The following is a 17,020-nucleotide window of genomic DNA, read 5'->3' on the forward strand; positions in this document are numbered from 1 at the left end:
GCTCGCTGGAAATTGATGGCGCTGCCGTCAATTGAGTCCATTCCATTCAGGGCGGGTTCAGCCGACCGGTGCATGATAATGCACGCGTCATGGGATGTGGGCGTCCTCATGCAGCCGGGATTAATCGTGGATAGCAGAAGCGCATATCGTCGGCTGCGTCGGTCGCGCCTAGCGGCGCTCGTCGCCCTGTCCACAGGCCTGATGCCGAATATCGCCCATGCCGACGACCTCAACCCGCATGATCTCGCTTTGCTCGACCGGCTGACTTTCGGCGTGAGCACCTCGAGTGCCGCGCACATGCACGGCATCGGTGCCGAGCGCTGGCTCCAGGAGCAGTTGCATCCGGCCGGCAATCCGGCATTGCCCGCAGCGGCCAAGGTGCAGATCGAGGCGATGCCCGACGTGCACCGCTTCCCGTTCGACATTGCGGTCGCCTTCGAACAGCAATCCAAGAGCGCCAATCAGGTCGCCGATCCCGACCAGAAAAAGGCGGCGCAGCAGGTGTTTCAGCAGGCAATGAGCGATCGTGCCAAGCAGGCCGCCGCGCGCACCATCCTGCGCGCGCTCTACGCGCCCGACCAGCTGCGCGAGCGCATGGTCTGGTTCTGGTTCAATCACTTCAACGTCCATCAGTACAAGTCGAATCTGCGCGTGCTGATCGGCGACTACGTCGATCACGCCATCCGTCCCAATTCGCTCGGCAAATTTCGCGACCTGCTCGCGGCGACCGTGCATCACCCCGCGATGCTGCGCTATCTCGACAATGCCGACAATGCGGCTGGCCACCTGAACGAAAACTACGCCCGCGAGATCATGGAGCTGCATACCGTGGGCGTCGGCTCCGGGTACACGCAGGCCGATGTCGAGGCGCTGGCGAAGATCCTCACCGGCGTCGGCATCGACACAAGGCCGGAAGACCCGAAGCTCAAGCCGGAATTGCAGGCCCAGCTCGTGCGCGAGGGCGCCTTCGAATTCAATCCGTCCCGTCACGACTACAGCGACAAGACCTTTCTTGGGCATATCATCAAGGGACGCGGGCTCGCCGAGGTCGATGAAGCCATCGACATCCTGGTCCATCATCCCGCCACCGCAAGCCATCTGTCGCGCAAGATCGCGACCTACTTCGTCTCCGACAATCCGCCGGAAGCACTCGTGCAGCGGATGGCGCAGACGTTCAAATCCACCGATGGCGACATCGCCTCGGTCCTCGCCACGATGATTCATTCGAGCGAATTCGAGGCTGCGCTGAAGCCCGGCACCCGCTTCAAGGATCCCGTGCAATACGTACTGTCGGCCGTTCGCCTCGCCTATGACGATAGGGTGATCCTGAATACCGCGCCAATCCAGGGCTGGATCAATCGCCTCGGTGAAGGCCTGTTCAACCACGAGACGCCGGACGGCTATGCGCTGACCTCGGCGGCGTGGAACGGCCCCGGACAGATGATGGTTCGCTTCGAGATCGCGCGTCAGATCGGATCCGGCTCCTCCGGCCTGTTCAAATCCGACGGTCCCAACCCGGTCGAGCAGCCCGCGTTCCCGCTGCTCCAGAACGCGCTCTACTTCAACAGTCTTCGCAACACTCTCGGCCCGGCGACGCTGGCCTCGCTGGACAGGGCGATCTCACCGCAGGACTGGAACACGCTGTTCCTGTCGTCGCCGGAATTCATGCACTGAGCGAAGGAGATCGCCATGAACCGCCGCGAGCTGATCAAGACCTTTGCCGCGCTCGCTCCGCTCACGGTGGCGGGCCGCGTCTGGGCCGCGCCGGCGACCGACGCGCGCATGCTGGTGGTGTTCTTGCGCGGCGCTTATGATGCCGCGAACGTCGTGGTGCCGGTCTCGAGCGACTTTTACCGCACATCGCGGCCGACGCTCGCCATCGCCAGGCCTGACGCCGGAAATCCCAATGCAGCGCTCGCGCTCGACGCCGATTGGGGGTTACATCCGGCCTTGCGCGACAGCATCTATCCGCTCTGGGCCAAGCGCGAGATCGCCTTCATTCCCTTCGCCGGCACCAGCGACGATTTGACCCGAAGCCATTTCGAAACCCAGGACATGATCGAGCTCGGCCAGTCTGCCGGTGGCTCGCGCGACTATCGCTCGGGCTTCATGAGCCGGCTCGCCACTGAGCTGGCTCGCGCCAAGCCGATCGCCTTCACCGACCAGCTGCCGCTGATCTTCCGCGGCAAGACGCAGGTCCCCAATACCGGCATCAGCAATGTCGCCAAGCCCGGCGTCGACGATCGCCAGGCCGATCTGATCAAGAAGATGTACGCGCAGTCGAACCTCGCCGCCTCGGTGTCGGAGGGTTTTCGGGTCCGCGACGACGTCTACCGCTCGGTCTCCGAGGAGATGAATGCCGCCAATCGCGGCGCGGTCTCGCCGCGCGGCTTCGAATTGTCGGCGCGGCGCATCGGCCGCCTGATGCGCGAGCAATTCAATCTCGGCTTCGTCGACGTCGGCGGCTGGGACACGCACGTCAACCAGGGCGCCGCCAACGGCTATCTCGCCGACCGGCTGGGCGAGCTCGGTCGCGCCCTGGTCGGCTTCTGCGAGGAAGTCGGGCCGGCAGCGTGGCGGGATACAGTGGTGGTGGTGATCTCGGAATTCGGCCGCACCTTCCGCGAGAACGGCGACCGCGGCACCGATCACGGCCATGGCAGCGTCTACTGGGTGCTCGGTGGCGGTATCAACGGCGGCCGCATCCTCGGCGAACAGGTCAAGGTCGAGCAGGCGCATCTGTTCCAGAACCGCGACTATCCCGTGCTGACCGATTATCGCGCGCTGTTTGCCGATCTGTTCGGGCACGTCTTCGGCCTCGGCAACGAGAGCCTCCAGCGCATCTTCACCGGCGTGCACCCGACGAACCTCGCATTGGTCTAGCTGACACCGCTCCGGGCTGCTGCCGTTCCATCAATTCAAAAACGGCATCAATCGATACCCCCTTCAACTTGGACACTTTCCCGCGCGCGCCTCTAGGAGTCGCCTTGAGGAAACATTCGACTTGAGGAGGCGCATGATGAGCGCAGTCGTGTCCACGGCGGACGTGAGGAGGTCTCGCGTCAGGCTGTTCATCGTGACCATGTTGTTCCTGGTTACGACCGTCAATTATGCCGACCGCGCCACACTGTCGATTGCCGGCCCGGCGCTCTCCAAGGAGCTCCATCTCGATCCCGTGGCGATGGGCTGGATCTTCTCGGCCTTCGGCTGGTCCTACGTCGTCGCGCAGGTGCCGGGCGGCTGGCTGCTCGACCGCTACGGCTCGCGCCTCGTCTACGCTTTCAGCATCATCGTCTGGTCGCTGTTCACGATGATGCAGGGCTGGGTCGGCTTCTTCAGCGCCGGTGCTGCCATCGTCGTGCTGTTCGCGCTTCGCCTCCTCGTCGGTGTCGCAGAGGCGCCGTCCTTTCCCGCCAACGCCCGCATCGTCGCAGCCTGGTTTCCCGGCAACGAGCGCGGCACCGCATCGGCCTTCTTCAATTCGGGGCAGTATTTCGCCACCGTGATCTTCGCGCCGCTGATGGGCTGGATCGCGCATGATTACGGCTGGCGTTACGTGTTCTTCGTGATGGGCGGGCTCGGCGTCGTTATGGGTCTCGCCTGGATCAAGACTGTCTACGGGCCGAAAGAACATCCTTCGATCAACGAAGCCGAGTTCGGTTACATCAAGGACGGCGGCGCCCTGGTCGATCTCGACGCACCAAAGGACGAGCGCGCGCCGGACTCCGGTCCGAAATGGGACCACATCCGCCAGTTGCTCTCCAACCGCATGATGCTCGGCGTCTATCTGGGCCAGTACTGCATCAACACGCTGACCTATTTCTTCCTGACCTGGTTCCCGGTGTACCTGGTCAAGGAGCGCGGCCTCTCGATCCTGCAAGCCGGCTTCGTCGCGACGCTGCCGGCGCTGTGCGGCTTCATCGGCGGTGTGCTCGGCGGCATCATCTCCGACGCCATCCTGCGCAAGAGCGGCTCGCTGACCATGGCGCGCAAGATCCCGATCGTCGGCGGCATGCTGCTGTCGATGTCGATCATCGCCTGCAACTATGTCGAGGGCCAGGCGCTGGTGGTCGGCTTCATGGCGCTCGCCTTCTTCGGCAAGGGCATCGGCGCGCTCGGCTGGGCGGTCGTCTCCGACACCTCACCCAAGGAGGCCGGCGGCGTGTCGGGCGGCCTGTTCAACTCCTTCGGCAACCTCTCATCAATCACCACGCCGATCGTGATCGGCTACATCCTCGCCGCGACCGGCTCCTTCAATGGCGCGCTGGTGTTCGTCGGACTCAACGCTCTGGTGGCCGCCTTCGCCTATCTCGTGATCGTGGGCAAGATCGAGCGGGTAGTGCTCAAACGTTCCTCCTGAGGGCTCCATGAGAGCTTGACCAGGCAACTCAACGGCGGCTCGCAAGGCCGCCGTCTTTGTTTTTGGGGGTGATCGATGCTAGAAGTGCCGGGGAAACGCCTTATCCATCTAAGGCATGTATCAATGTTCGATCTCAACCAGCTCCGCTGTTTCGTCACGGTGGCGGAGGAACTGCATTTCGGCCGCGCTGCCGCGCGGCTGAACATGACCCAGCCGCCGCTGTCCCGGCAGATCCAGGTGCTGGAGCACATTATCGACGCGCCGCTGCTGGAGCGCACCAGCCGCTCGGTGCGCTTGACGCCGGCGGGGCGCAGCTTCCTCCCCGAGGCACGCCGCATCCTGAAGCTCGCCGAAAGCGCCTCGCAGGTCGCCCGCCGCATCGCGCTCGGCAAGACCGGCTCGCTGAAGATCGGCTTTACGGCGGCCGCCGCCTACGGCTTCCTGCCCGAGCTGATCGCGGCCTGCCGCGCCAAGCTGCCGGAGGTGGACTTTTCGTTGAAGGAGATGGTGTCGGGCGACCAGTTCGAGGCGCTGACCTCGGGTCAGATCGATGCCGGTCTGCTGCGCCCGCCGATCGCGCGGCCCGAACTGACCAGCCGCCGCGTCGTCGCCGAGCCCCTGCTCGCCGCGATCCCGAAAAAGCACCCGCTCGCCAATGCCGACAGCATCACCATCAAGGACTTCGACGACCAGCCGTTCGTGATGTATTCGCCCTATGAGAGCCGGTACTTTCACGATCTCCTAGTGGCTTTGTTCACACGGGCCGACATCCTGCCGCGCTATGTCCAGCACCTCAGCCAGATTCACTCGATCCTCGCGATGGTCCGCGCCGGCCTTGGCCTTGCCATCGTGCCGGCCGCGGCTGCCGGCCTCAAGATCACCGACGTCCGGCTGCGTCCGCTGAAGCTGCGCAACCGCGTGCCGGTCGAGCTGTTCATGGTGTGGCGCCGCGACGACGAGAACCCGCTGCTGTCCGCGCTGGTCAAGATCGCCAGCGAACTGTCCTCGGTGGAGGCGGTGGAGGATTGATGCTCAATCCGCATCGGTCGATATAGGCTTTGGCTTGGACGCGCATCGAACGGTTGCCTAAACACCGGCGCATGGACGCGCGGCCTCTTGCGTCCTCCCCAACACTGGAACACAGGGACAGCGCCCATGAGCAAGATGACCCCCCAGGAAATGGCCCAGAAGATCGGATCGGGCCTCCTGTCCTTCCCCGTCACGCCGTTCAAGGCTGACTACTCCTTCGACGAGGCGACCTACCGCGCCAACATGGACTGGCTGTGCGGCTATGACGTCGCCGGCCTGTTCGCTGCCGGCGGCACCGGCGAGTTCTTCTCGCTAACTCCGACCGAGGTCCCGCAAGTGGTCAAGGTGGCCGTCGACGAGACCAAGAGCCGCGTGCCCGTGCTCGCCGGTACCGGCTATGGCACCGCGATCGCCCGCGAGATCGCAATCGGCGCCGAAAAGGCCGGCGCGGACGGTCTGCTGCTGCTGCCGCCCTACCTCACCCATTCCGAGCAGGAAGGCCTTGCCGCTCACGTCGAGGCCGTCTGCGCCTCCGTGAAGATCGGCGTCATCGTCTACAACAGAGACAACGCCATCCTGCAGCCCGACACCCTCGCGCGTCTCGCCGAGCGCTGTCCGAACCTGGTCGGCTACAAGGACGGCATCGGCGACATCGAACTGATGACGCGCGTCTACACCAAGCTCGGCGACCGCCTGACCTATGTCGGCGGCCTGCCGACCGCGGAGACGTTCGCGCTGCCCTATCTCGATATGGGCGTGACGACCTATTCCTCGGCCGTGTTCAACTTCGTGCCGGAATTCGCCACCAATTTCTACACCGCCGTGCGCAAGCGCGACCATGCGACGATCCATGCCGGCTTGAAGGATTTCATCCTGCCGCTGATCGCGATCCGCAACCGCAGGAAGGGCTATGCGGTCTCGATCATCAAGGCCGGCATGAAGGTGATTGGCCGCGACTCCGGCCCGGTTCGCCCGCCGCTCACGGACCTCACCGAGCAGGAGATTGCGGAACTGACCGCGCTGGTGAAGAAGCTGCCCGCCATTCGATCGTCACAACAGGCTGCAGAATAAAGGCAACAGGGAGAAGCGCGCGATGGCCCAGACGGATATCTCTGGCGCACCGGTCGTTACGGCCATGCAGGTGATCCCGGTCGCCGGTCGCGACAGCATGCTCCTCAATCTGAGCGGCGCGCACGCGCCGTTCTTCACCCGCAATATCGTTATCCTCACCGACAATGGCGGCCACGCCGGCGTCGGCGAGGTGCCGGGCGGGCAAAGGATCTGGCAGACGCTCCAGGACGCCCGCGATCTCGTGATCGGCAAGACCGTCGGCGCGATGAACAACATTCTCGCCGATGTGCGCACCAAGTTCGCCGACCGCGACGCCGGCGGCCGCGGCAAGCAGACGTTTGACCTGCGCGTGATGATCCACGCGGTCACCGCGATCGAATCCGCCCTGCTCGATCTGCTTGGCCAGCATCTCAATCTTCCGGTCGCCGCCCTGCTCGGCGAAGGCCGGCAGCGCAAGAGCGTCGAGACGCTGGGCTATCTCTTCTTCGTCGGCGATCGGCGCAAGTCTAAGCTCGACTATGTCACGGGCGAGAGCGGCAAGGCGGACTGGTTCAACCTCCGTCATCAGGAGGCGATGACGCCGGAAACGGTGGTCCGGCTCGCGGAAGCCACCCACGACCATTACGGCTTCGCCGATTTCAAGCTGAAGGGCGGCGTGCTGCGCGGTGAGCAGGAGATCGAAGCCGTCACCGCCATCGCCAACCGCTTCCCCAACGCGCGCGTCACGCTTGATCCCAACGGCGCCTGGTCGCTGGACGAGGCCATCCGCCTCTGCAAGGACATGCACGGCATCCTCGCCTATGCCGAGGACCCTTGCGGCGCTGAGGCCGGCTTCTCCGGCCGCGAGATCATGGCCGAGTTCCGCCGCGCCACGGGCCTTCCGACCGCGACCAACATGATCGCCACCGATTGGCGGCAACTCTCCCATGCGTTGCGTCTCGGGGCGGTGGACATTCCGCTGGCCGACCCCCATTTCTGGACCATGCAGGGATCGGTGCGCGTTGCCCAGACCTGCCGCGACAACGGCCTGACCTGGGGCTCGCATTCCAACAACCACTTTGACATTTCGCTCGCCATGTTCACCCATGTCGGCGCCGCCGCTCCCGGCAAGGTCACTGCGATCGACACCCACTGGATCTGGCAGGATGGCCAGGCGCTCACCAGGGAGCCGCTCCAGATCAAGGGCGGCAAGATCGCGGTCCCGGATCGTCCGGGCCTCGGCATCGAGATCGACCGCGCGGCCATCGAGGCCGCGCATGAGCTCTACAAGAAGCATGGACTTGGCGCCCGAGATGACGCTATCGCCATGCAGGACTTGATCCCGGGCTGGACCTTCGACGACAAGAGGCCCTGCCTCGTTCGGTAAGAAAACTTCCTTGGAGGAAAAAAGAGATGACTGCGATCCTCAAGAACTTCATCGGCGGTGAATGGGTCGACGGCTCCGGCGTCACCAGGAACATCAACCCCTCCAACACCAATGACCTCGTCGGCGAATACGCCAAGGCCGACAAGGCGCAGACCGAGAAGGCGATCGCCGCCGCGAAGGCCGCCTTCCCTGCCTGGGCACAGTCGACGCCGCAGGTGCGCTACGACGCGCTGAACAAGATCTCGACCGAAATCCTGGCCCGCAAGGAAGAGCTCGGCCGCCTGCTCGCCCGCGAGGAAGGCAAGACGTTGCCCGAGGGCATCGGCGAGGTTGCGCGCGCAGGCCAGATCTTCGCGTTCTTCGCCGGCGAGGCGCTGCGCCTGATCGGCGAGAAGGGTGCTTCCGTCCGCCCCGGCCTCGATGTCGAGCTCACCCGCGAGCCGGTCGGCGTCGTCGGCATGATCACCCCCTGGAATTTCCCGATCGCGATCCCCGCCTGGAAGATCGCGCCGGCGCTCTGCTACGGCAACACGGTCGTGTTCAAGCCGGCCGAGCTGGTGCCGGGCTCCGGGCATGCGCTCGCCGAGATCATCACCCGCTCCGGCATTCCGGCCGGCGTGTTCAACCTCGTTGTCGGCTCCGGTTCGGTGGTCGGCCAGACCCTGCTCGAGCATCCTGACGTCGCCGCGATCTCGTTCACCGGCTCGGTGCAGACGGGGCGCAAGATCGCCCAGGCCTGCGTGCTGTCGAACCCGATGAAGAAATTCCAGCTCGAGATGGGCGGCAAGAACCCGCTGGTGGTGCTAGATGACGCGGACTTGAAAACCGCGGTCGAGGTAGCCGTCAACGGCGCCTATTTCTCCACCGGCCAGCGCTGCACCGCCTCCTCGCGCTTGATCGTCACCGAAGGCATCCACGACCGCTTCGTTGCCGCGGTGGCCGAGCGGCTGAACAGCCTCTCGGTGGACGATGCGCTCAAGGCCGGCGTGCATATCGGCCCGGTGGTCGACCAGAGCCAGCTCGACCAGGACCTGCGCTACATCAAGATCGGCCAGGATGAGGGCGCCAAGCTCGCCTTCGGCGGCGAGCTCCTCAAGCGCGAGAATCCCGGCCACTATCTCCAGCCGGCACTGTTCACCGAGGCCAACAACAACATGCGCATCGCGCGCGAGGAAATCTTCGGGCCCGTTGCCGCGGTGATCCGCGCCAAGAACTACGAGGAAGCCCTCGCCATCTCAAACGACACCGAGTTCGGCCTCGCCTCCGGCATCTGCACCACCAGCCTGAAATATGCCTCGCACTACAAGCGCAACAGCGAGTCAGGCATGGTAATGGTCAATCTGCCGACCGCCGGCGTCGACTATCACGTGCCGTTCGGCGGCCGGAAGGGCTCGAGCTACGGCGCCCGCGAGCAGGGCTCCTACGCCCGCGAGTTCTACACCACGGTGAAGACGGCTTATACGTATCCCGGCTGACAGGCGGATGATCGAGCCGCGGCGCAGGTGCCCACCTCTTCCTGTGGGAGAGGTCGGATCGCACAGCGATCCGGGTGAGGGGTTGCGTCCTTTCGTTGGAGCCGCGGCCCCTCACCCGGCGCCTACGCGCCGACCTCTCCCCTCCGGGGAGAGGTGATCGAAAGCACGGCTTTTACCGTTCTTGAGGAAAGTCCATGGACCAGGACGTCGCAGCGAAAGAACAGCCCCGCTACATCAAGCTCAACGCGCGCGACAACGTCGCGATTGTGGTCAACAATTTCGGGCTTCCCGCCGGCTCCCGCTTTGCCTGCGGGCTGACGCTGCGCGCCTTCGTGCCGCAAGGGCACAAGACCGCGCTCGTTGACATCGCGCAAGGTCAGCCGATCATCCGTTACGGCGAGGTGATCGGCTACGCGCTCTCGCCGATCCTGGCCGGCGAATGGGTCGATGAGGCCCGCATCCGCATGCCGGAGGCCCCTGCCCTGGACAAGCTCGAAATCTCCACCGCCGTCCCCGCACCGCTGCCGCCGCTCGAAGGCTTCACTTTCGAAGGCTATCGCAATCCCGACGGTTCGGTCGGCACAAAAAACATTCTGGGCATCTCCTCCTCCGTGCAATGCGTCAAGGGCACGATGGAATATGCCGTCAAGCGCATCCGTGCCGAGCTGCTGCCGAAGTACCCCAATGTCGACGACGTCGTGCCGCTGACGCACGCCTATGGCTGCGGCGTCGCGATCACCGCGCCCGACGCTGTAGTGCCGATCCGCACGCTGCAGAACATCGCGCTTAATCCCAATTTCGGCGGCGAGATCCTGGTCGTCGGCCTCGGCTGCGAAAAGCTGGCGCCCGAGCGGCTGGTGCCGGAAGGCGTCAACGATGCCATCGTCCGCATGCAGGACGAAGCCTTCGACGGTTTTGGCGCGATCGTCGATGCCATCATGACCCAGGCTGAAGCGCGACTGAAGGTGCTCAACACCCGCAAGCGTGAGACCTGCCCCGCCTCCGATCTCGTGATCGGGCTGCAATGCGGCGGCAGCGACGCCTTCTCCGGCGTTACCGCAAACCCAGCCCTCGGCTTCGCTGCGGACCTGCTGGTCAGCGCCGGTGCCACCGTAATGTTCTCCGAAGTCACGGAGGTGCGCGACGCCATTCAGCTGCTGACGCGCCGCGCCATCAACGAGGACGTCGGCCGCGCGCTGGTGCGCGAGATGGCCTGGTATGATTCCTATCTGGCCCGCGGCGGCGCGGACCGCAGTGCCAACACCACGCCCGGCAACAAGAAGGGCGGTCTCGCCAACATCGTCGAGAAATCGCTCGGCTCGATCGTCAAGTCGGGCTCATCAGCCATCACCGGCGTGCTCTCGCCCGGCCAGAAGGCCACGCAAAAGGGCATGCTGTTCGCGGCAACGCCGGCGAGCGACTTCATCTGCGGCACGCTTCAGCTTGCCTCCGGCATGACCTTGCAGGTGTTCACCACCGGTCGCGGCACGCCTTACGGACTTGCGGCGGCCCCCGTGATCAAGGTCGCCACCCGCACCGAGTTGGCGCGCCGCTGGAAGGATCTCATCGATTTCGATGCGGGCGGCATCGCCACCGGCGCCAAGACCATCGAGGAAACCGGCTGGGACCTGTTCCACCTCATCCTCGACGTCGCCTCCGGCCGCACCAAGCCGTGGTCGGACCGCTGGGGCATCCACAACGATCTCACGCTGTTCAATCCAGCGCCGGTGACCTGAGCCGCAATTGTCGCGCGATTGGATGAAACGGTCCCGAAACAAAGGCGTGAAAAGCTTCTTTCTCGCTTCATCGCGCACGTGCCACGCAACCAAATAAGACCGCGAAGAGAGACGAATGCCCGCAAGCAGGCGAACCTGTTAAGGCAGTGCCGCGACCAAATCTCCGATTGCTATCTTCACGGAGATTTTGATATGCGCGTTCTTACACTGATTGCCGTTACCGGCGCGATGATTGCAGGCACGGCCAGCGCCTTCGCCGGCGAGCTTCCCTCTTACGAGGCGAAGTCGTTTCCGATCTCGACGATGCAAGTGCAGGTGCTCGGCAGCGCCGGCGTGGAGCAGCAATCAGCCGCACCCACGATGGTGGTCGCCGGCATGCCGGCCTCGCCCGTGCAGATGATGGTGCTGTCACCCCGCGTCAAGCGGCTCGCCAGCGCGAGCTCCGACAACGAAGCACGCTGAGCTCTTACGTCACTGATGGCGCCCGCATCTCGTGCGGGCGCCATCATTATTCACGTCATGCTGCCCGGCATGAAGCACCGCACCCGCGGGTGGCCGTCGATATAGTGCTTCCACACCATGGTGCGGCCGATCTTGTTTGGTTCGGTGATCACGGCTCCATCGGGAACGACGACCCACTCCTCGTCGAGATGCACGCGATAGTGCCCCTTGTCGGACTCCCAATCGACGTCGGCGACGACATAGCCATCGGCGTCCGAGCAGCACTGCCCGTACTCGCTGCGCAGGCCCTCGAACCAGGGTTTGAGGGGCGAGTTTGCATAGCGTCCGTCATCCCGCGCGAAGGCCGATGTTGCCAGCAGCGTCATCACCACCAGCAGCGTCGCTGCACACAGTCTTGCAAGCCTCATTGCGTCATCTCACGGATCGGCCCCGCAGGGAACAAGCGACATCCCTCACGCCCTTCGCCGGGCGCGGCAGCGGCGACTCGTTCCTCCGGCAGCTTTGCCGATTACTATGCAAATCCAGCGCCAGCGCGCATTCCCGGGGAACTACTGGCGCGACAAGCGCGCCCAAGCCGGCTGTCCTCCTGCAGATGTGACGTGACGATAATCCAATCGTCCTGCTCCGGAGACTTTCCTTGTCATGCCAGGACGTGTACGAAGCTGGCGCGGGCGCGGCCGCAATCGATTAAGCGACTGTTTCGCATGGAAGAATTGGGTATCGGCGTGACAGGCATTGGACCGTCAGCGCGATGAGCGACTCCAGAGACCTACTTCCCGGTCAACAGGATCCGACCGATCTGCCCGCCAACCAGGTGCAGTTCGCGCTGGTGATTTCGCGCATGCTCGACACGGTGAAGGGCGACGCTGAAGCCAGGCGGCAGATGGTCTACGATCTCGCGCGCTACAAGCTCACCGAGCAGTTCACTTACGCCGACGCGAAGAACATCGATAATATGAAGCAGGCCCTCGAGGTCGCGATCGACGAGGTCGAGAAGTTCTCGCGCGAGCAGGCGCCGCTGGAGCGTCTGCCGCAACAACAACTCACGTCATCCAGGATCAGCGAAGCAAGCGGTGTTCTGGTCTCCGGCTCCGCGACCGTGCTACCGCCGGGCATCGGAACGTCCCGCAGCAAGCTGCCTGCGGTCCCGGGCCCCCTCTGGCCGGTGATCAAGCGGACAGCGGCCATCCTGGTTGTCGTCAGCGCGGTCAGCCTGATCGTTTCGCACAGAGACAAGATCGCTGCGCTACGCCGGCTGATTTCCTCGCAAGCGCCGGAGATCGCGCTGGTCGCGCCCAAGCCGGAGGCAACCGTCACGGTGGCCAAGCCCGAAATGGTCCCTTCCGCCCCGCCTCCGCCGATGCCTGTGCTTCCGACCGACTACGGCATCTATGCCCTGATCGACGACAAATCGCTTGCTGAGTTGAACGCAATCAGCGTGATGGCGCCGGACATGCGAATTGCGATCTCACCGGAGTTCAAGAAGCCCGACCGGCCGCATCTGCCGAACGGGCACGTCAAGTTCATCGTGTTTCGCCGGGACATTTCAAATGTGATCCCAGAGCGCCTCGAGGTCCGGGTGGTCGCGAAAGTGAGAGAGTTCTCCACCAACGGTGCCAGCAAGAATTCGGGCGGCGGAGAGGACGCTGGCGTCATCCGCAACTTCTCCTATCCATTTCGGATCGCGCCGATTCCGGGCAAATCCGAAATGTACGAGCTTCACGCCAGCGATGCGGACCTCGAACTTCCGCCAGGACATTACGTCCTGAGCCTTGGACAGCAGGCCTATTATTTTGAGGTGGACGGCGAGATCACCGATGCCCGCCAATGCCTCGAGCGTGTCGCTGCCGGCAACGGCACGTTCTACGCGCCTTGCCAGAAGGCGCGGACGTATTGAGGCTCGTCACCTTGGCAGCGCTTATTGTTTGGGCGCCGGCGCCATCATCGCACCGCCCTTCTTCGCCGCCGGCGCGGGCTTCGGCACGGTCGCGGCAGCCTGCGCCGGAAGATATTTGGCGATAATGGCCGGATCGACCTGAGCCAGATTGGCGTCCGGCAGGCGCTGCCAGGTCTCATCTTTGCCGAACAGGGAGATGCCGAGGAAGCCGCGCATGGTCAGGACCTGGCCATCCGGGCTCACGCTCATCTTGGCCTTCCAGACGTTGCCGTCGCGCGGATTGACCACGTTGCCGCCCTCATATTTCAACCCGTCGCGCTTCATGTCACGGATGAAGGAGAGCCCGAGCACCGGCTGGTTCTTGCGATCGTCGGTGCATTTCGAGCAGACCTCGTTCGGATCGTCGCCGGGACGCGGGAAGGTCTTGGCGATCACGCCTTCGAAGATGCCGTTGTGGTCGATGAAGAGAAACCAGCCCACCGGCCTGCCGTCTTCGACCTTCTGCCACAGGCCTGCGGCGGTCGGCTGTTGCGCGGCAGCCGGTTTCGTCATGCCAATCGCCGCCACGACGGCGAGCGTCAGGAGCGAGAGCAGCCGAAAGCTCGAAAAAGGATTCCGCATTATGATCACCTTGTTAAGCCGCCACTGCAATGGCCGCAGACTACGGCGATTTCGCGAACGGTTCCAGCGCCAGAAACATGGGGTGCCTGCCCCGTTCGCGTAGCGGTCAGTTGACACCGAGCTTCTTTTGCAGGCTGGAGGACGAGGTCGTGTACTGGAACACGAGCCGCTTCTCCGGATAGACGTAGCGGTGGGCTTTTTGCGACATCAGCGCGCCCTCGTGGAAGCCGCACAGGATCAACTTGATCTTGCCGGGATAGGTGTTGATGTCGCCGATGGCGAAGATGCCCGGTACGTTGGTTTCGAACGCGCTCGTCTCGACCGGCACCAAATTGTTCTCCAGCGCGATGCCCCAATTCGCGACCGGGCCGAGCTTCATGGTCAGGCCGAAGAACGGCAGCATGGTGTCGCAGGCAATATCGCTGACGCTGTTGTCGTTGCCCTTGATGGTGGCGCCGGAGAGCTTGCCATCCGCGCCCGACAGCGCGGTGACCTGGCCGAGCCTGAGATCCATCTTGCCGCCCGCCACCAGCGCGCGCATCTGCTCGACGCTATGGGGTGCTGCGCGAAACTCGTCGCGACGGTGCAACAGCGTGATGCGCTTGGCAACCGGATGCAGATTGAGCGTCCAGTCGAGTGCGGAATCGCCGCCGCCGGCGATCAGCACGTTCTTGTCGCGGAAGGCCTCCATCTTGCGCACGGCATAGTGTACCGAAGTGCCTTCATAGGCCTCGATCCCCGGCACGGGCGGGCGCTTGGGCTGGAACGAGCCACCGCCGGCTGCGATCACCAGCACCTTGCATTCGAACACCTTGCCGGCATCCGTGGTGCAGCGGAACGCGGGATCGCCGATCTTCTCCACCGTCTCGACCATCTCGCCGAGATGGAAGGTCGGGTGGAACGGCTTGATCTGCTCCATCAGCGCATCGGTGAGGCCCTGGCCGGAGACCTGCGGAATGCCGGGGATGTCGTAGATCGGCTTTTCCGGGTAGAGCTCGGCACATTGGCCGCCGACCTTGTCGAGGATGTCGACGAAATGCGCCTTCATGTCGAGAAGGCCAAGCTCGAAAGCGGCGAACAGGCCACAGGGGCCGGCGCCAATAATCAGCACATCGGTTTTGATCACATCGCTCATGTCGTCTCTTTATCGATCGTTATCGGTGGGACGGCGCCCTTCGGGCCGAGGTGACTTTGTCTGTCTAACCAACGGGGATGGATCAGGGAAGGCATAAAAGCGGGAGCGCCCCGCGGCCGCGCCCACTTGCCGGGCCAGCATAACTGGGCTGTAACGGGATGCGATATGACGGAGATCAATCGGTGAACGCACCAAGCCGCCTCGATACGACGCCGCGCCTGGAGGACTTTCCTTTTCGCCTCAGCGACAATGTCCGCTTCGGCGATCTCGATCCGAACCAGCACGTCAACAACGCGGTCTACGCCACCTATTTCGAGACCGGACGTGTCACGCTGATGAAGCTTCCTCAATACGGGCTGACGCCGCCTGGCCTCGCCTGGATCATGGTGCGGCTCGACATGCATTTCCGTGCCGAGTTGCGCTGGCCGAACACGATCGAGCTCGGCCTCGGCGTGGTGAAGCTGGGACGCACGTCCGTGACATTCGAGCAGGTCGTGTTCTCGGAAGGAAAATGCATCGCCTCGGCGACCTCGGTCGGCGTCCTGCTCGACGAGACGACACGCCGGCCGTCCCCGCTGACGGCGGAGGTGATCGCGAAGTTCAAGCCCTGGCACAAGCGCGGCATCGATGTCGCGCCGCCGCACAGCTGATAGCTGGGAGAGACGATCAGGCCTGCCGTTCCGGCGTCGCTACCACGAGCCCGTCGAGCTCGTCGGAGACCTTGATCTGGCAGGACAGGCGCGAGTTCGGGCGCACGTCGAAGCCGAAGTCGAGCATGTCCTCTTCCATCGGCGTCGGGCTGCCGACCTTCTCGCGCCAGGCTTCGTCGACATAGACATGGCAGGTCGCGCAGGCACAGGCGCCGCCGCACTCGGCCTCGATGCCGGGAATGCTGTTGCGGATGGCGGCTTCCATCACGGTCGCGCCGTTCTCGATTTCCACCGTGCGGGTTTCGCCCTTGTGGTCGACAAAGTGAATCTTGGCCATGTGTGCTCGTGCTGCCGCGATGTTGATTGGGAGTAATGAGGGTCTGGGCTGTCCTATAACGGGTCGGTCAGGCGGGCGCCATAGCGTTTTGTCGCGAAGTCGGCGCCGGTTCGCGCGGGGAAAGCCCCTGGAAACAAGCCGCTAACCTATCGTCGCCGGCAAGCTTGGGCCGGCCTAGTGCTTCAGGATCGTTTCAATCGCGGCGCGGGCCTCGGCGACCGCCTCTTTCAGCGCTGCGAAGGCCTGCGGCTGGTCATGGCCGTGCCGGATCGCGGCCTCCAAGCTAGCGGCGGCATCCGCCACAGCAAAGGCACCGATTCCCCGCGCCGAGCCCTTGAGCTTGTGGGCGAGCGCGCCGGTCTCGGGCGGAAGCGCAGCCATCGCCGCGAGCAGCCTGACGGCCTGCTCGGCGAACATCGCCAGCACTTCCTGCTCCAGTTCGGCATCGCCGAGCGTCATCCGGGAAAGGTGGCCGAGGTCGAGCGGGCTGTCGATGGGCGCAAGCGGGGGCGAGGGCATCCAGTCCATCCGTTGCAGTTCAGGCGTCATGGCGCAGGCCCCCGGCATCGCGCGATGGTCCGCCGGCTCGGCGGTTTCCCCACCGAAGCATGGAAATGGTTAACGAAGTGTTCGGGCTGCTTTACGCAAATCTGCCCGGTTCTTGACGAAAAGTTGCCGCAATCTACCGAGTCCGGTGGAGAATTTCATTTAGGGCTAAGGTGTTACGGCCCATTCCTGTTAACGATGATTAAGAATGTCTTAATCGCGGGCATTTCATTCGCGACGCTCTGCCAATAGGATGTTGCAGAAATTGGCGGACAAGCCGTCCGGGTGGGGATGGCTCGGAGATCCGCGCAAGCGGCATGATCCGGTCTGTGGGC

General features: G+C 64.0%; 16 protein-coding genes. 11 read left to right on the forward strand and 5 right to left on the reverse strand.

Annotated elements, in window-relative coordinates; genetic code table 11:
* Positions 1 to 201 precede the first annotated feature (201 nt).
* From IF809_RS06935 to IF809_RS06975, 9 genes are all read left to right on the forward strand, one after another.
* The gene (locus tag IF809_RS06935; RefSeq protein WP_462837175.1) at positions 202 to 1,674 is read left to right on the forward strand and encodes a DUF1800 domain-containing protein; all 1,473 of its coding nucleotides are present in this window, start codon (positions 202 to 204) and stop codon (positions 1,672 to 1,674) included.
* Positions 1,675 to 1,689: 15 nt separating this feature from the next.
* Entirely contained in the window at positions 1,690 to 2,883 is a 1,194-nt protein-coding gene (locus tag IF809_RS06940; RefSeq protein ID WP_462837176.1) for a DUF1501 domain-containing protein, read from the forward strand.
* A gap of 136 nt (positions 2,884 to 3,019) precedes the next feature.
* Positions 3,020 to 4,360 carry an MFS transporter gene (locus IF809_RS06945; protein ID WP_462837177.1) on the forward strand — a complete coding sequence of 447 codons (1,341 nt, stop codon included), beginning with the start codon at positions 3,020 to 3,022 and terminating at the stop codon, positions 4,358 to 4,360.
* A gap of 123 nt (positions 4,361 to 4,483) precedes the next feature.
* Positions 4,484 to 5,389 carry a LysR family transcriptional regulator gene (locus IF809_RS06950; protein WP_128965386.1) on the forward strand — a complete coding sequence of 302 codons (906 nt, stop codon included), beginning with the start codon at positions 4,484 to 4,486 and terminating at the stop codon, positions 5,387 to 5,389.
* A gap of 126 nt (positions 5,390 to 5,515) precedes the next feature.
* Positions 5,516 to 6,460, forward strand: coding sequence for a 5-dehydro-4-deoxyglucarate dehydratase (kdgD, locus tag IF809_RS06955; RefSeq protein ID WP_462837178.1), 945 nt, complete (start codon positions 5,516 to 5,518; stop codon positions 6,458 to 6,460).
* 22 nt (positions 6,461 to 6,482) lie between these two features.
* Positions 6,483 to 7,826, forward strand: coding sequence for a glucarate dehydratase (gene gudD, locus IF809_RS06960; RefSeq protein WP_462837179.1), 1,344 nt, complete (start codon positions 6,483 to 6,485; stop codon positions 7,824 to 7,826).
* 26 nt (positions 7,827 to 7,852) lie between these two features.
* Complete coding sequence (locus tag IF809_RS06965; RefSeq protein ID WP_462837180.1) at positions 7,853 to 9,301, forward strand: aldehyde dehydrogenase family protein; 1,449 nt, start codon at positions 7,853 to 7,855, stop codon at positions 9,299 to 9,301.
* Positions 9,302 to 9,495: 194 nt separating this feature from the next.
* Positions 9,496 to 11,037 (forward strand): galactarate dehydratase, encoded by a 1,542-nt coding sequence (garD, locus tag IF809_RS06970; protein ID WP_462837181.1) that lies wholly within the window; start codon positions 9,496 to 9,498, stop codon positions 11,035 to 11,037.
* Positions 11,038 to 11,229: 192 nt separating this feature from the next.
* On the forward strand, positions 11,230 to 11,499 hold the full coding sequence (locus tag IF809_RS06975) for a hypothetical protein (protein WP_453983025.1): 270 nt from the start codon (positions 11,230 to 11,232) through the stop codon (positions 11,497 to 11,499).
* Positions 11,500 to 11,549: 50 nt separating this feature from the next.
* On the opposite strand, the gene IF809_RS06980 is transcribed toward IF809_RS06975, so the two are convergent.
* Entirely contained in the window at positions 11,550 to 11,906 is a 357-nt protein-coding gene (locus IF809_RS06980) for a hypothetical protein (protein WP_462837182.1), read from the reverse strand.
* A gap of 344 nt (positions 11,907 to 12,250) precedes the next feature.
* On the opposite strand from IF809_RS06980, the gene IF809_RS06985 reads away from it, so the two are divergent.
* Positions 12,251 to 13,396: a hypothetical protein gene (locus tag IF809_RS06985; protein ID WP_462837183.1), complete on the forward strand. Its 1,146-nt coding sequence runs from the start codon at positions 12,251 to 12,253 to the stop codon at positions 13,394 to 13,396.
* Positions 13,397 to 13,417: 21 nt separating this feature from the next.
* Here IF809_RS06985 and IF809_RS06990 read toward each other — a convergent pair whose 3' ends face one another.
* Positions 13,418 to 14,017 carry a DUF2147 domain-containing protein gene (locus IF809_RS06990; protein WP_462837184.1) on the reverse strand — a complete coding sequence of 200 codons (600 nt, stop codon included), beginning with the start codon at positions 14,015 to 14,017 and terminating at the stop codon, positions 13,418 to 13,420.
* Between the two features lie 106 nt (positions 14,018 to 14,123).
* Positions 14,124 to 15,152: an NAD(P)/FAD-dependent oxidoreductase gene (locus IF809_RS06995; protein ID WP_462837185.1), complete on the reverse strand. Its 1,029-nt coding sequence runs from the start codon at positions 15,150 to 15,152 to the stop codon at positions 14,124 to 14,126.
* 182 nt (positions 15,153 to 15,334) lie between these two features.
* Between IF809_RS06995 and IF809_RS07000 the strand changes: the two genes are divergently transcribed.
* Positions 15,335 to 15,802 (forward strand): acyl-CoA thioesterase, encoded by a 468-nt coding sequence (locus IF809_RS07000; protein WP_453983021.1) that lies wholly within the window; start codon positions 15,335 to 15,337, stop codon positions 15,800 to 15,802.
* A 16-nt stretch (positions 15,803 to 15,818) separates the two neighbouring features.
* Here the strand turns inward: IF809_RS07000 and IF809_RS07005 are convergent, their stop codons facing one another.
* Positions 15,819 to 16,139 carry a 2Fe-2S iron-sulfur cluster-binding protein gene (locus IF809_RS07005; RefSeq protein WP_008143731.1) on the reverse strand — a complete coding sequence of 107 codons (321 nt, stop codon included), beginning with the start codon at positions 16,137 to 16,139 and terminating at the stop codon, positions 15,819 to 15,821.
* A 174-nt stretch (positions 16,140 to 16,313) separates the two neighbouring features.
* Positions 16,314 to 16,688 (reverse strand): Hpt domain-containing protein, encoded by a 375-nt coding sequence (locus tag IF809_RS07010; protein WP_453983020.1) that lies wholly within the window; start codon positions 16,686 to 16,688, stop codon positions 16,314 to 16,316.
* Positions 16,689 to 17,020: the final 332 nt, after the last annotated feature.

It is taken from the genome of Bradyrhizobium sp. UFLA06-24, assembly GCF_054967145.1.